Raw genomic sequence first — 14,209 nt, forward strand, 5'->3', positions numbered from 1 at the left:
CAAAAACATGATGAACAAAAACCAACTTTTAATCGAACTCGAAAAACGAGGAATCAAACTCTGGCTAGAAAATGATCTATTAAACATCGAAGCACCAAAAGGAACATTAACACCAGAACTACGCGATTCCCTCAAAGAACATAAACCAGAACTGATCAAACTCCTAAACCTCAACAACATCAAAACAACCTCCCTACCAATCATCAAACCAAATCCTCAGCAACATCACCAACCATTTACACTTACCGACATCCAACAAGCGCATTGGTTAGGACGCAATCAAGTATTTGAATTAAGCCATGTCAGCAATCATGTTTACATAGAATTTGAAACTACTAACTTAGACATATCGCGCCTAACAACAGCTTGGCAAAAACTCATTCAACGTCATGATATGCTCAAGGCGATAGTATTACCCACAGGAGAACAAAAAATCTTAGATAAAGTTCCCGATTATCAAATTACTATCCTAGACTTGCAAGAATTAGAAACCCCACAAATCGAAATCGAATTAACAGCAATCCGCGAAAAGTTATCTCAACAAAACCTACCTTCGCACCAATGGCCGTGGTTTGATATTCGAGCCACTTATTTAAATCAACAACAAATTCGGCTACATCTCAGCATGGATTTATTACTGATAGATGCTGCGAGTATTCGGATTTTATTTCACGAATGGAATCAACTTTATCAAAATCCCGAATTATCATTACCACCATTAGAACTATCATTTCGAGATTATGTCATTGCTAAAAATTCTCTCCAAGACTCAGAATTAGTCAAGCGATCGCAAACTTATTGGTTTAATCGTTTAGATACTCTACCACCAGCACCAGAACTACCCCTAGCTTGTTTTCCTAGTGAATTAAAAGAGTATACATTCAACCGCTACGCAGGAAAACTAGAACCCCATATATGGCAAAAATTAAAACAGCGAGCTCAAAAAGCTGGTTTAACTCCTTCTATCATCTTGCTAACTGCTTTTGCAGAAGTTTTAACTTTGTGGAGTAAAAATCCTGCCTTTACTCTCAACTTAACTGTCTTGGAACGTCTACCACTCCATCCACAAATTAATCAAATTATTGGCGATTTTACTAATACAAATCTCTTAGCAATAGACAATTCATCACCGAATACATTTATAAATCTAGCTCTAAAAATTCAGCAACAATTACTCCAAGATTTAGATCATATTTATATTAGTGGAGTAGAAGTACTGCGGAAATTGCTCAGTCAAAAGCAAACAGAATTGACCGCAGCTATGCCTATAGTATTTAGTAGTGTGTTAGGTTTGGGTAATTTTTCTCAAGCAGATTTAGAATATAACTTTTTAGGAGAAGTGGTGTATGGTATTAGCCAAACCCCGCAAGTTTCCCTAGAACATCAAGTTGCAGAACACAATGGAAGCTTAATTTTTAATTGGGATGCTGTAGAAGCACTTTTCCCTATGGGAATGTTGGATGAAATGTTTACAGTTTACTGCAATTTGCTGGAGCGTTTATCCCTAGAAGATGAATTGTGGACAGAACCCATAGAATTATTACCATCAATCCCAATTCATCCTCATCCACCAATCCCGCAAACAGCTTTACTCCACACTTTATTTTTTGCACAAGTATCTCAACGTCCACAACAACAAGCTGTAATTAGCAGCGATCGCATTCTCACCTATCAAGAGTTAAGCGATCGCGTCACTGAATTAGCACGACAATTAGGCGATCGTTCTCAGGTAGCGATAGCGCGGAGCGCTGTGCCGGAGGCAATCGCTATCATTATGGAAAAAGGTTGGAAACAGGTTGTTGCTGCTTTGGCTATCCTTGCTGCTGGTGGTATCTATGTCCCCATCGATCCAGGATTACCACAGGAACGTATATGGTACTGCTTACAACAAGCAGAAGTCAAACTCATACTGACGGAAAGTAGCCTTGTTCATAGTCTGGAATATCCACAGAACATCCCGACTTTGTGTATAGATTCATTACCAACTCCACCATCTCACCAGCCATACCAGCAAATCCCCAAACCCACAGACTTAGCCTATATCATCTACACCTCTGGTTCTACAGGAACACCCAAAGGCGTGATGATTACTCATGAAAGTGCAGTCAACACGATTTTAGATATTAACGAACGCTTTGGGATCGATTCAGGCGATCGCATCTTAGCTATTTCTGCTTTCAGCTTTGACCTCTCAGTTTACGACATCTTCGGCACCTTAGCCGCAGGAGGAACCATAGTCATTCCTGATGCTGCAAACAGTAAAGATCCATCTCATTGGAGTGAATTAATTACCAAACATCAAATTACAATTTGGAACTCAGTTCCAGCTTTCATGCAGATGTTAATTGAGTATAATTTCCATCATTCTCAAGTTACATTTAATACTCTGAGATTAGTTTTATTGAGTGGTGATTGGATATCCCTAAATTTACCCAATCAAATCCAAGCATTATCTCCACAAGCTGAAATCATTAGTTTAGGAGGAGCAACAGAAGCCGCCATCTGGTCAATTTATTATCCAATTACCCAAGTTGACCCCAACTGGAAAAGTATTCCCTACGGAAAACCACTTAAAAATCAATATATTTATGTTTTAAATACATCTCTCAAGAAATGTCCTGTTTGGGTGACAGGAGAATTATATATTGGCGGAATGGGATTAGCCAAAGGTTACTGGAAAGATGAAGAAAAGACAAATGCTAGTTTCGTTATTCATCCAGTTACCAAAGAGAAATTATATAAAACAGGCGACTTGGGACGCTATTTACCCGATGGGAATATTGAATTTTTAGGTCGAGAAGATTTTCAAGTTAAAATCAATGGTTATCGTATTGAACTCGGTGAAATTGAAGCCACATTACAACAGCATCCCAGCGTTAAAGAAGTTGTCGTGACAACAGTACAAAAAACACAACAAATAATCGCTTACATTGTTCCCAAACCAGAGTCAAACATCACCACGCAAGAAATACGTTCTTTTCTCCAAACTAAATTACCAGCATACATGATTCCCTCTACTTTCATGTTGTTAGCATCTTTCCCCCTCACCGCAAATGGTAAAGTAGATCGTCAAGCCCTACCTATTCCTGAAGGTACGCAACCAGAATTAACACAAACTTTTACCCCGCCTCGTAACCAAGTAGAAGAAATATTAATTACAAGTTGGAAGGAATTATTTCAACTTCCGCAAATCAGCATTTATGACAACTTCTTTGCATTAGGCGGACATTCATTTTTAGCACTACAATTAATCTCCAAAATCAATCAAAAATTTCACCCCAATATACCTCTGAGTACACTTTTTCACTATCCAACGGTAGCCGAATTAGGAAATTTTCTGATCCAAAATCATCACGCTTCCTCAACACCTATATCTTTAGTTCCCATCCAACCACAAGGAACTAAACCACCATTATTTTGTATTCATCCCACAGGGGGACAAGTCATGGTGTATCAACATCTTGCCAACTGTTTAGGAACAAATCAACCTGTGTACGCTCTCCAGTCTCGCGCTCTTAACAACTCACTGGATGAGCATAATAGCATTGAAAATATGGCTGTAGAATACGCCAAAATCATTCGCCAACATCAACCTGATGGTGCTTATCATCTTATGGGTTGGTCTATGGGTGGAGTCATTGCCGTTAGTATTACTAAAGAATTAGAACAACAAGGATGTCAAGTTGATTTTCTGGGACTTGTAGACGCGTTCTTATTTCCAGATATTACACCAACTTTGACACCTGATCCTTTATATGAATTAGCATTAGTGTTTGGTGGTACTTTTGTTGATGCTTTGATGAGCCTAGATACTGTTCAACAGCAACAACTACGAGAACAACTCATGAATTTAACTGCTATTGAACGTCTGCAATTAATCATGAATTGGGGACAATCACAAAATTTACTTTCAATAGAACTATCAGAATTATCTATGGAAATATTGCAAAAACAACTAGAAATAACCGAAATTCACCAAAAAATCTTAAAAAAACACCAACCACCACAAATCAAAACTCAAATCTGCATTTGGTGGGCTGCAAAACAACTCACACCTAAATTACCCCGTACCAATTGGAGTCAATATACTATCAAAGCAACTCACACAAAAATCTTAGATGGCAACCATTTTACCATCATGCTTTCCCCCTGCAATACAACGCTTGCCCAGCAATTACAAGAGTACATTTAATTACCTAGCAGAAGAATTCAAACGCTTGCCTGGTAGTCATAAAGTTTGACAGCCTGTCATTTGACGACGCAAGCCATGAAAAACGAAAATTAGTTGGGATATTATGCCGAATAAACTTTTTGCAGAGAGAACATGGAATGAAAAAGATTATTTCAGTGCTGTTTCTAGGTGTAGCGATTTTCACTTTTGCCTTCAATAATCCAGCTTTAGCAGCAGACGCAGCTAGTGGAGCTAAAATCTTTAGTGCCAATTGTGCTTCTTGTCACGCAGGTGGTAAGAACTTGGTTCAAGCTAACAAAACTTTGAAAAAAGATGCTTTAGAAAAGTTTGGAATGTACTCGGCAGAAGCGATTATCACTCAAGTTACAAACGGTAAAAACGCTATGCCTGCTTTCAAAGGTCGTTTAAAACCAAATCAAATTGAAGATGTAGCAGCATATGTGTTGGGGCAAGCAGACAAGGATTGGAAATAAAGTCAGAATACGAGAATAAGACTGTTGTTCTCTAGTTAAGAAATAGTAGGTAGGGTCTGTGCCTTATCTACTCAACCTATGACAAAGCTTTCTTATTACTGAAAAATTTACAGCAACAACTCTCATCATTATCAGAAATTGCTCTAATCCCCATAGACGCAAGGACTAAGGAATATGGAGTTACTTCTTGAAACTGTCTAATTATTGTCACAAAGAACTCAAATACTCACCTAATTCCTCTAATGATGAAACGGAATCACCAGTAATGGCACAAGTACCAAAATTAACCATACCCAAGACCAAGGTTTTGGCTGTCCGATAGAATCTGGTTGCTGCAAAAGTGCATCTATTCTCTGTATAACATGATTGGTTGAGATATGCTGGGCAAAAGCTGCACAAAAATTTGACTCTAGTAAAATTGGCGTATTGACAACCAATAGTAAAGCTTCTGCTAATAACAAACTATCAACTTGTCTAGCAGCCCAATAATCAGCCCGTATTTCCCTTAAAAGTAACAACTCTTGCCATAAAGCTTCAGTGTGCGGTAGCCAAGAGGTTAACTGACGTAGCCACCCCAAAAAGAAAAACCAATAGGTATCGCGGTAGTGGCGATGTCCATCTTCATGGGCTAGTACAGCTTTGACATGGGGGACATCTAAAGTATCTAATAATCCCTGACTGATAATTAACTCAGGTTTCCAAAAACCAACCAAAGCACAATAAACAACAGGCGCATTTAGTAACCGTGCTGGTGTACCGTAGACATAAATTATGGGATAGGTGCGAATTTGTTTTAGCATCCGGTTTCCCTCCCATACCAACTTTAGCCATAAGACACCTGCAAATCCTAAGAAACTGATGGCCAGTCCGTAGCTAACCCAACCTTCCCACCCCCAAACCATAATATGTCCATGAGGCCCCATGCAAAACACAGCAAATGTTGTGGTTAATAGAAGTAATGGCGGGAGGAGAAATAGCAACAAGGCGTGGGGAAAACGTTCCGTCCAACTTCCTATAGGGGATGACCACTGACTTCTCAAGTACCAAGCTAGGATTAACGCCATTACTACCATCAGCAGGTGCATTATTCTTTCTCCCTGAGTTCACGAACTGCTTGGATTTTTTTTGCGATCGCCTCAAACTGTGCCACACTGGCCTCATCCAGACTGTCAGCAAAAGCAGCTACAATCTCCGGCTTACCCAATTCGAGAAATCTCTGTAACTGTTCATAAGCTTCTAAAGACTGGGCTTCTGAATAAGAAATCAAAGGTTGCCAGATATATTGACGTTGCTGTTTCTCAGATTTTAGCCACCCTTTCTTAGTGAGGCGATGCAGTACTGTGGCCACTGAGGAATAAGTTAACTCCCGCTCTGGATCAGCAGTAATATGCTCATGTATATCTTTAACTGTGGCAGTACCCAGAGAGTAAATAATGTTTAAAATCTCTGCCTCTAAAGGGCCTAATTTTAGTTGTTTGGGACGGTAATTTGGCAGAGGATTCATTTTGATTTTTAGTGTATTTTAACTAGATTAACCATAATTTATTGATGATCAATTCGCCTGCAAACTTCATCAATAAATTTGACAAGTTGTCAGAGTTAACTCTGACAACTTGTCTTTTGACATTTCTCACCGACTGACTTAAGGTCGGAGGGGATTTTTAGCGTCATTTAGCTACTCTTTTACCACCTAAAAATCACTGTTTAGGCAGCAAGGGAGATGAAATCGCACCGGTAATTTTACACTGATAAGGGAGTAATTAGAATCTTGAATAAACCTCAAATTATCCATAAATTAAGGAATATGTGGATTGTGGCTCAACTAAGAAAACTTACCAGACATTCAATATTTTTTGAGCAAATAATCATCTTAATACCAGATTATTTAAAATCAATATTAAGTAGTTTATCTATACTATAGTGATATTTTTATCAATGTCAAAAGACAGACTGTCAAACAATTTTAGGTTTGGGATTGTGGATTGAAGCCAAGGATAAATCTACTTAATTTATCCTGTAAAACAATAATAAGTCAAAAGACAGTTTGTCATTTTAATCTCTGACATTTCGTCAAACTAAAAAATCTATAAAAAAGTTAAAGAATAGCTAGATAAATCATTATTGAAGACATTATTTGAAGAATATATTTGTTAAGTTTAACTAAGTGCAGGATATTTGCACAGGAAAAGACCATGTTTGAATATCTTCCACCTTTGAACGACCACAACTTACCTTACCCAGATACCATTCATCCGATTGTTGTCCACTTCGTGATTGCGATGGTATTGTTTGCCGTATTTTGTGATGTAGTGGGTTATTTTAGCCATAACGCCCGTCTTTTTGAAGTCAGTTGGTGGAATATGTTTTTCGCCACCATAGCCATTTTTATTGCTATCATCTTTGGTCAGATTGAAGCGGGTTTAGCCGAACCTTACAACGCAGTTGAACCAGTCCTAAATTTACATACCCTCATTGGCTGGTCGCTTTCAGGAATTATTGCTGCGATTACAGGGTGGCGTTACGTCATTCGGTTACGTGACCCAGAAAAAGTACCAGTTCCCTATCTGGGTGTGGGACTACTTTTAACTTGTTTGGTGTGCTTCCAAGTGTATTTGGGAGATGAATTGGTGTGGGTGTATGGACTGCACACAGTACCAGTTGTAGAAGCTGTGAAGGCAGGTATTTTGCGATGAATACCCAACTAATTGAACAATTGCAAGGGCAACTAGGCGCAAACGGACTACCTTACACTATTCCCATTCATCCCAACTTAGTCCATCTCACCTTGGGTTTATTTATCATCGCCATTGCCTTTGATGTTGTGGGTGTATTATTCCCTCTAGAAAAACCAGTCTTCAAATTTTTAGCCATTCCCGCCACTCGTACCGGCTTCTTTGATGTGGGTTGGTACAATATGCTGGCTTCAGCCATCATCACCTTTTTTACAGTGGGTGCAGGCTTTTACGAAATCATGTTGGCACAAGCACCAACAAATTTAAAAAGTGCTTGGGGATTACCAGCGATGGAGACAATGCTGTGGCATGGTGTCGGTGGTGTCCTCCTCTTAGCACTAATTATTGGCATGACCGTATGGAGAGGATTTCAGCGTTATTTATGGCGTAAAGATAGCAGTCAACAAGTGCAGTGGAGTTATCTAGCGGCTGGGTTCTTCATCATGTTTATTATGTTCGTTCACGGCACATTAGGAGCGCAACTGGCGGCAGAATTTGGCGTACATAATACAGCAGATCAATTACTGAAATTGGGTAAAGATATTAATGCGGTATTGAAATGAAAATTCGGAATATTTTGATTTTAATTGGCTGTGCGATCGCTCTCACAGGTGCAAGCCTCTGGATGGGACAACAAGCCTATTCCTGGTTTCCCCCCCAAGCCGCCGCCGAATCCAAACTTATAGATGAACTATTTAGCTTTTTAGTATCTTTAGGAACCTTCATTTTCCTGGGCGTAACTGGAACAGTCACCTATTCCATAATTTTCCATCGTGCAGGTAAATATGACACCAGCGATGGCCCCCCAATTGAAGGGAATATCACCCTAGAAGTCGTGTGGACAACAATTCCCATTCTGCTGGTGCTGTGGATTGCTACCTACAGCTACAACATCTATGCAGAAATGGCGATTCAAGGGCCAATGGAAGCCATGCACATACATACAATGGCATCAGCCCATGCAGCCACAATGGAGTCTACAACCGAACCCATTGAAAAAATAGAAGTCCTTGCCAAACAATGGGCTTGGGTTTTCCGCTACCCCAATCAAAACGTTACCAGCACCGAATTACATTTACCAGTTAATCGACGCATTAGTTTAGCACTCCAATCAGCAGATGTTCTCCACGGCTTTTACATTCCCGCCTTTCGACTCAAACAAGACATAGTACCCAAACAAACCATCGACTTTGAATTTACCCCCATTCGCCCAGGTAAATATCGACTGCGCGACTCCCAATTTAGCGGTACTTACTTTGCAGCCATGCAAACTGATGTAGTAGTCCAATCCATAGAAGATTACAACCACTGGCTAAAAACAGCCGCAACCCAAAAACCCACCCCCGCAAACAATCAAGCCGCCAACGAATACACCCAAAAAATCAAAGGCGCATTCACCAGTGGCTATCCCACAGTCATACCCGCACCACCCCCTCTAGTCAACTTCCCCTCTTAAACTCAATTTCTCTGCGCCTCTGCGCCTCTGCGTGAAAAATCCTATGACCAATACCCAAATCGAAAAACCCAAAATAGCCGAACCACACCACCCCCCCACCACCTGGAAAACCTACTTCACCTTCAGCACCGACCACAAAGTCATCGGTATCCAATATATAGTCACTTCCTTTCTCTTCTTCCTCATCGGTGGTATCTTCGCCATGATTATTCGCGGCGAACTTATCACCCCAGAAGCCGACTTAGTTGACCGCACCGTTTACAATGCCATGTTCACCATGCACGGCACAATTATGCTGTTCCTGTGGACTTTCCCCGTATTAGTTGGTCTAGCAAACTACCTTGTCCCCTTAATGATTGGGGCGCGAGATATGGCATTTCCCCGCCTGAATGCCGTAGCCTTCTGGATGGTGCCAGTGTTCGGGATTATACTGATGGCTAGTTTCTTCCTACCTGGTGGCCCAGCCCAAGCAGGTTGGTGGTCTTATCCCCCAGTGAGTCTGCAAAATCCTACAGGTAATCTCATTAACGGTCAATTTCTCTGGCTGATAGCTGTAGCCATATCGGGTGTATCCTCGATTATGGGCGGTGTTAATTTTGTCACCACAATTGTCAAAATGCGCGCCCCAGGAATGACCTTCTTTCGGATGCCCGCTTATGTTTGGGCAGTGTTCAGCGCCCAGATTATCCAACTATTTGGCTTACCTGCACTTACAGCCGGGGCTGTTATGTTGTTACTCGACCTTAGTATTGGTACAGCCTTCTTTGACCCGGCAAAGGGCGGTAATGCAGTTCTCTTTCAACACTTTTTCTGGTTCTATTCACACCCTGCCGTCTACGTAATTATACTACCTGTATTTGGCATTTTTTCGGAAATATTCCCTGTTTATAGCCGTAAACCTCTGTTTGGCTATAAAGTAGTTGCCGTTTCCTCACTCTTGATTGCTGGTGTGAGTGGTTTTGTCTGGGTACATCATATGTTTGCCAGTGGTACACCAGCCTGGATGCGGATAGTGTTCATGATTTCCACAATGTTTGTTTCCGTCCCCACGGGAATTAAGGTATTTGCTTGGGTAGCGACAATTTGGGGAGGTAAACTGCGGCTAACTACACCAATGCTGTTTGCTTTGGGTGGATTGATTATGTTTGTGTTTGCTGGTATCACAGGCATTATGCTGTCTTCCGTACCGATTGATATTCACGTCAATAATACATACTTCGTTGTAGGTCACTTTCATTACGTCCTCTATGGAACTGTGACAATGGGGATGTTTGCCGCATTTTATCATTGGTTTCCCAAGATGACTGGGCGGATGTACTACGAAGGCTTGGGTAAGCTGCATTTTTGGTTATCATTCATCGGTACTAACCTGAATTTTTTACCTATGCACCCATTAGGCTTACAAGGGATGTTGCGGAGGGTGGCTTCTTACGATCCAGAATATGCTTTTTGGAATGTGATTGCTAGTATTGGCGGCTTTTTGTTGGGGATGTCTACATTACCCTTTATTTTGAACATGATTGGTTCTTGGGTACAGGGTGAGAAAGCACCGGATAATCCTTGGCGGGCTATTGGGTTGGAATGGCTGGTGGCTTCTCCGCCGCCGGTGGAGAATTTTGAGGAGATTCCTGTGGTGATTTCTGAACCTTATGGGTATGGGAAGTCTGAACCGTTGACGGCGAATCTGGAAAAGCAAGAGTTAATTAAGGATTTGAATTAGCTGCTGATTTATTGGATGAAAAGTTCACGCAGAGGAGCCAGTGCGTTGCGCGGGTTCCCCGCGTTGTAGCAACTGGCGTAGCGCAGAGGCGCAGAGAGAAGGAGGGAGTTATGACTGTGAATAGTTCTATTAGTCGAGAAGAGTTGCAGGAGTCTTTGGAGACGAGGACTGTTGAACATACTCATGATGAAGCCGCCAATAGTATGTTTGGCTTTATCGTATTTTTACTTTCGGAAAGCATTATTTTCTTGAGTTTTTTTGCGGGATATATTGTTTATAAAACCACAACTCCTGATTGGCTACCGCCTGGTGTTGAGGGATTAGAAGTTAGGGAACCGGCAATTAATACGGTGATTTTGGTTTCCAGTAGCTTTGTGATTTATTTCGCGGAACTTGCCCTAAAACGTCATAATATGTGGGGATTTCGCCTGCTTTGGTTAACAACAATGGCGATGGGTAGCTACTTTTTATATGGCCAAGCAGTTGAATGGAATAGCCTGCATTTTACTGTGACATCTGGCGTATTCGGGGGAATGTTTTATCTACTAACAGGATTCCACGGTTTGCACGTTTTCACTGGTGTGGTGTTGCAGTTAATTATGTTAGTGCGATCGCTCATCCCCGGTAATTACGATAAAGGTCATTTTGGCGTAGATGCAACTTCCCTATTTTGGCACTTCGTCGATGTAATTTGGATTATTTTATTTCTCCTCATCTACATCTGGCAATGAGTAATAAATCCTTACCTTTGCGTCTTTGCGCCTACTCTTTGCTACGCAACGCTACCGCGAACGAGAACGGCTTCCCTACGGGACGCTACGCGAACGCCGAATGCGTGAGCCTTTCCTATTCTCACTTTCTCACAGAAAACCCTTATGATTATCGACGATCAACACTACGACATTATCATCGTTGGTACTGGTGCCGGTGGCGGTACATTAGCATATAAACTCGCCCCCACTGGTAAAAAAATCCTCATTCTAGAACGCAGCAATTTTCTCCCCAAAGAAGAAGAAAATTGGAGTGCTGTTGAAGTCTTCAAAAAAGAACGTTATCACACTCAAGAACAATGGTACGACAGCGCCGGCGAACCATTTCGTCCGCAAATTAATTATTGGGTAGGTGGGAATACAAAAGTATATGGTGCAGCACTGCTGCGGATGCGGGAAAGAGATTTTAAAGAAGTTAAACATCAAGATGGGGTTTCAATTGAGTGGCCTTTGAAATACCAAGACTTTGAACCCTATTACACCGAAGCCGAGAAACTCTACCATGTCCACGGTAAATCAGGCGATGACCCTACAGAACCACCCCACAGCGAAACTTATCCCTATTCCGAAGTTAGTCACGAAGCGCGGATGCAGGAAATTGCTGATGCTATCTCCCAACAAGGGCTACATCCAACACATTTACCTTTAGCACTCAAGAGTGATTGTATCCGATGTCACACCTGTGATGGTTTCCCTTGTAAAATAGATGCGAAAGCTGATGCTCATACTGTGGGAATTAACCCAGCTTTATCACATCCCAATGTCACTTTGAAAACCTCAGCTAAGGTTGTGCGTTTACACACTAACCCATCTGGTGTGGAAGTAAAAGCTGTGGAAGCAGAAATTGATGGACAATCCTATCTATTTTTTGCAGATATTTTCGTGTTAGCTTGTGGTGCGGTAAATTCGGCGGCGTTGTTATTACGTTCTGCAAATGACAAACACCCCAAAGGACTTGCTAATAGTTCCGATTTGGTGGGACGTAATTTTATGAAACACCTGATGACGGCGATGGTACAACTCAGCCCGACACCAAACCCAACGGTTTTTCAGAAAACCATCTCTGTGAATGATTTTTATTGGGGAGAATCAGAGTTTCCTTTCCCGATGGGTCATATTCAAAATACAGGTAGTATTCTGCAAGAAATGATTCCGTCCGAAGCATCGCCTTTGTTATCGCTGATGTCGAGGTTAGTACCTGGGTTTGGAATGCGACAGTTAGCCAATCATTCTATTGGTTGGTGGTTACAAACGGAAGATTTACCTGACCCAAAAAATCGGGTGCGGGTAGTAGGTGATAAGTTGTATTTGGATTATACGCCTAATAATATCGAGGCACACGATCGCCTGATTTATCGCTGGACGAATATCCTCAAAGCTGTAGACCGCACCTCAGAAAACCCGGTGTTTCGTCGCGGTATTTATCCCCGTAGTGATAGCCCGATTCAAGTGGTGGCGAATCAGTGCGGTACTTGTCGGTTTGGGGAAGATGCAAAAACATCTGTGCTTGACCTTGATTGTCGCACCCATGATGTGAATAATCTCTATGTTGTTGATGGTAGTTTCTTCCCGTCTAATTCTGGGGTGAGTCCGGCTTTAACTATTATCGCTAATGCGTTGCGAGTTGGCGATCGCTTGATTGAACGCTTACATTAATTGATTACAACCTACTTCAATCTTTGAGGTGGTGACTTTGGCGTTTTCAGAAACATCACTGATGCAAATACCAGATTTACAGGCTTAATATTTTAACTTAAAGCCCAACCTATGTGATGGTTAGACTTGATTGTTTTCTCGAAATTTTCCTTTGTCATGGAAAAAGAATATCACGAACTGGTGAATGAAGTCTTCAAACAAATAGGACGAAATGTATTGATATTTCAGCAAATTGAAAAAGGCTTGAAATTACTTCTTCCGTATATACACTCAGATGGTAGTCAAAAGGGTATAGATAGCTTTCGGAGTTATAAAAAAGCAAATAAGTCACAAACTCTAGGGAATCTAATAAATAGCTTGATTGATTCTTGTGAGTATGATTCTGATTACTTTGTTGAGAACTTAAAAAAAGTAGTTGCTAATCGGAACAAACTGATTCATCACTTTGGAGAGTCGGAAGGTATAAACATATTAGCCACTAAGGAAGGATGTTTGAACTGTATTGCTGACTTAGAATCACAACACCAAGAAGCATTATCTTTTTATCAAGACATAAAGCTGTTTGTATTGGGCGTGCTGTACCTACTTCGGGAAAATTATGCTGAATCTCATCCAAAAATAGATTTGTTATACAAGCAATTCAGAGCAGAAGTTACCTCTAAGGTTGAATATATCAATCTTGACAATCCATCTGATACAGGATGGGATAATACACAAATTGTCAAGTTACTCCGTTTAGCCGAAACAAACACAGACAAAATAGGTGATATGACTTTGCTAGCAAGAGCAGGGGAATTTATTAAGAGTCAATATCCTGAGTGTACACCAAAAAAGTACGGAATTAAAACTCTAAAAGGTGTTTTGAAAGTGTCTGGCTTATTTGAAATTATTGAGAGCCAAAATGTCCAGCAAAACGGTGTATCTGTTCTATATAAAAGCAAAGTTCTGCAATAGCTACACTAATCTACACGATTGATGAATAAACTTTAGCTTTGTTTGGGTGTTATCTATTTCAAGTTTATTAAATGAGTGCATTTTAATGAAATCGATGGAAAAAATCACCACTATGAAACATAGAGAATGGCAATGGAAAAGTTTGTATGTAGCTTGATCACAGTATTTTTAATCTCCATATCACCTGATTTTTGAAGTGTAATTTTGGAGATGTCTAATAATTGTATTATAAACTTCAGTAAATCACAAATCTCAA

At 40.7% G+C, this 14,209-nt stretch carries 11 protein-coding genes; 9 read left to right on the top strand and 2 right to left on the bottom strand.

Annotated elements, in window-relative coordinates; genetic code table 11:
* Positions 1-7: 7 nt before the first annotated feature.
* Together HG267_RS25245 and petJ are read left to right on the top strand one after the other, a co-directional pair.
* Entirely contained in the window at positions 8-4,192 is a 4,185-nt protein-coding gene (locus HG267_RS25245; protein WP_155539016.1) for a non-ribosomal peptide synthetase, read from the top strand.
* Between the two features lie 137 nt (positions 4,193-4,329).
* Positions 4,330-4,665 (top strand): cytochrome c6 PetJ, encoded by a 336-nt coding sequence (gene petJ / locus HG267_RS25250; protein WP_045868514.1) that lies wholly within the window; start codon positions 4,330-4,332, stop codon positions 4,663-4,665.
* Positions 4,666-4,904: 239 nt separating this feature from the next.
* On the opposite strand, the gene HG267_RS25255 is transcribed toward petJ, so the two are convergent.
* Together HG267_RS25255 and HG267_RS25260 are read right to left on the bottom strand one after the other, a co-directional pair.
* Entirely contained in the window at positions 4,905-5,750 is an 846-nt protein-coding gene (locus HG267_RS25255; protein WP_096621864.1) for a M56 family metallopeptidase, read from the bottom strand.
* Entirely contained in the window at positions 5,750-6,169 is a 420-nt protein-coding gene (locus HG267_RS25260) for a BlaI/MecI/CopY family transcriptional regulator (protein ID WP_045868516.1), read from the bottom strand. The genes HG267_RS25255 and HG267_RS25260 overlap by 1 nt, the downstream gene beginning before the upstream one ends.
* Positions 6,170-6,857: 688 nt before the next feature.
* Here HG267_RS25260 and HG267_RS25265 point away from each other — a divergent pair.
* The 7 genes from HG267_RS25265 to HG267_RS25295 all read left to right on the top strand — a co-directional run bounded on the left by HG267_RS25265 (position 6,858) and on the right by HG267_RS25295 (position 13,953).
* Positions 6,858-7,358 carry a DUF2231 domain-containing protein gene (locus HG267_RS25265; protein WP_045868517.1) on the top strand — a complete coding sequence of 167 codons (501 nt, stop codon included), beginning with the start codon at positions 6,858-6,860 and terminating at the stop codon, positions 7,356-7,358.
* Positions 7,355-7,960 carry a DUF2231 domain-containing protein gene (locus HG267_RS25270; RefSeq protein WP_045868518.1) on the top strand — a complete coding sequence of 202 codons (606 nt, stop codon included), beginning with the start codon at positions 7,355-7,357 and terminating at the stop codon, positions 7,958-7,960. The genes HG267_RS25265 and HG267_RS25270 overlap by 4 nt, the downstream gene beginning before the upstream one ends.
* Positions 7,957-8,853 (top strand): cytochrome c oxidase subunit II, encoded by an 897-nt coding sequence (locus tag HG267_RS25275; RefSeq protein ID WP_045868519.1) that lies wholly within the window; start codon positions 7,957-7,959, stop codon positions 8,851-8,853. The genes HG267_RS25270 and HG267_RS25275 overlap by 4 nt, the downstream gene beginning before the upstream one ends.
* Before the next feature lie 43 nt (positions 8,854-8,896).
* Complete coding sequence (ctaD, locus tag HG267_RS25280; protein WP_045868520.1) at positions 8,897-10,573, top strand: cytochrome c oxidase subunit I; 1,677 nt, start codon at positions 8,897-8,899, stop codon at positions 10,571-10,573.
* A gap of 110 nt (positions 10,574-10,683) precedes the next feature.
* Positions 10,684-11,304 (top strand): heme-copper oxidase subunit III, encoded by a 621-nt coding sequence (locus HG267_RS25285; RefSeq protein ID WP_045868942.1) that lies wholly within the window; start codon positions 10,684-10,686, stop codon positions 11,302-11,304.
* A gap of 144 nt (positions 11,305-11,448) precedes the next feature.
* A complete protein-coding gene (locus HG267_RS25290; protein WP_045868521.1) occupies positions 11,449-12,999 on the top strand; it encodes a GMC oxidoreductase in 1,551 nt (516 codons plus the stop codon).
* Between the two features lie 156 nt (positions 13,000-13,155).
* Entirely contained in the window at positions 13,156-13,953 is a 798-nt protein-coding gene (locus HG267_RS25295) for an OST-HTH/LOTUS domain-containing protein (RefSeq protein ID WP_045868522.1), read from the top strand.
* The last annotated feature ends 256 nt before the right edge of the window (positions 13,954-14,209 follow it).

The sequence above is a fragment of the Tolypothrix sp. PCC 7601 genome (assembly GCF_025677855.1).
Lineage (GTDB): Bacteria > Cyanobacteriota > Cyanobacteriia > Cyanobacteriales > Nostocaceae > Aulosira > Aulosira diplosiphon.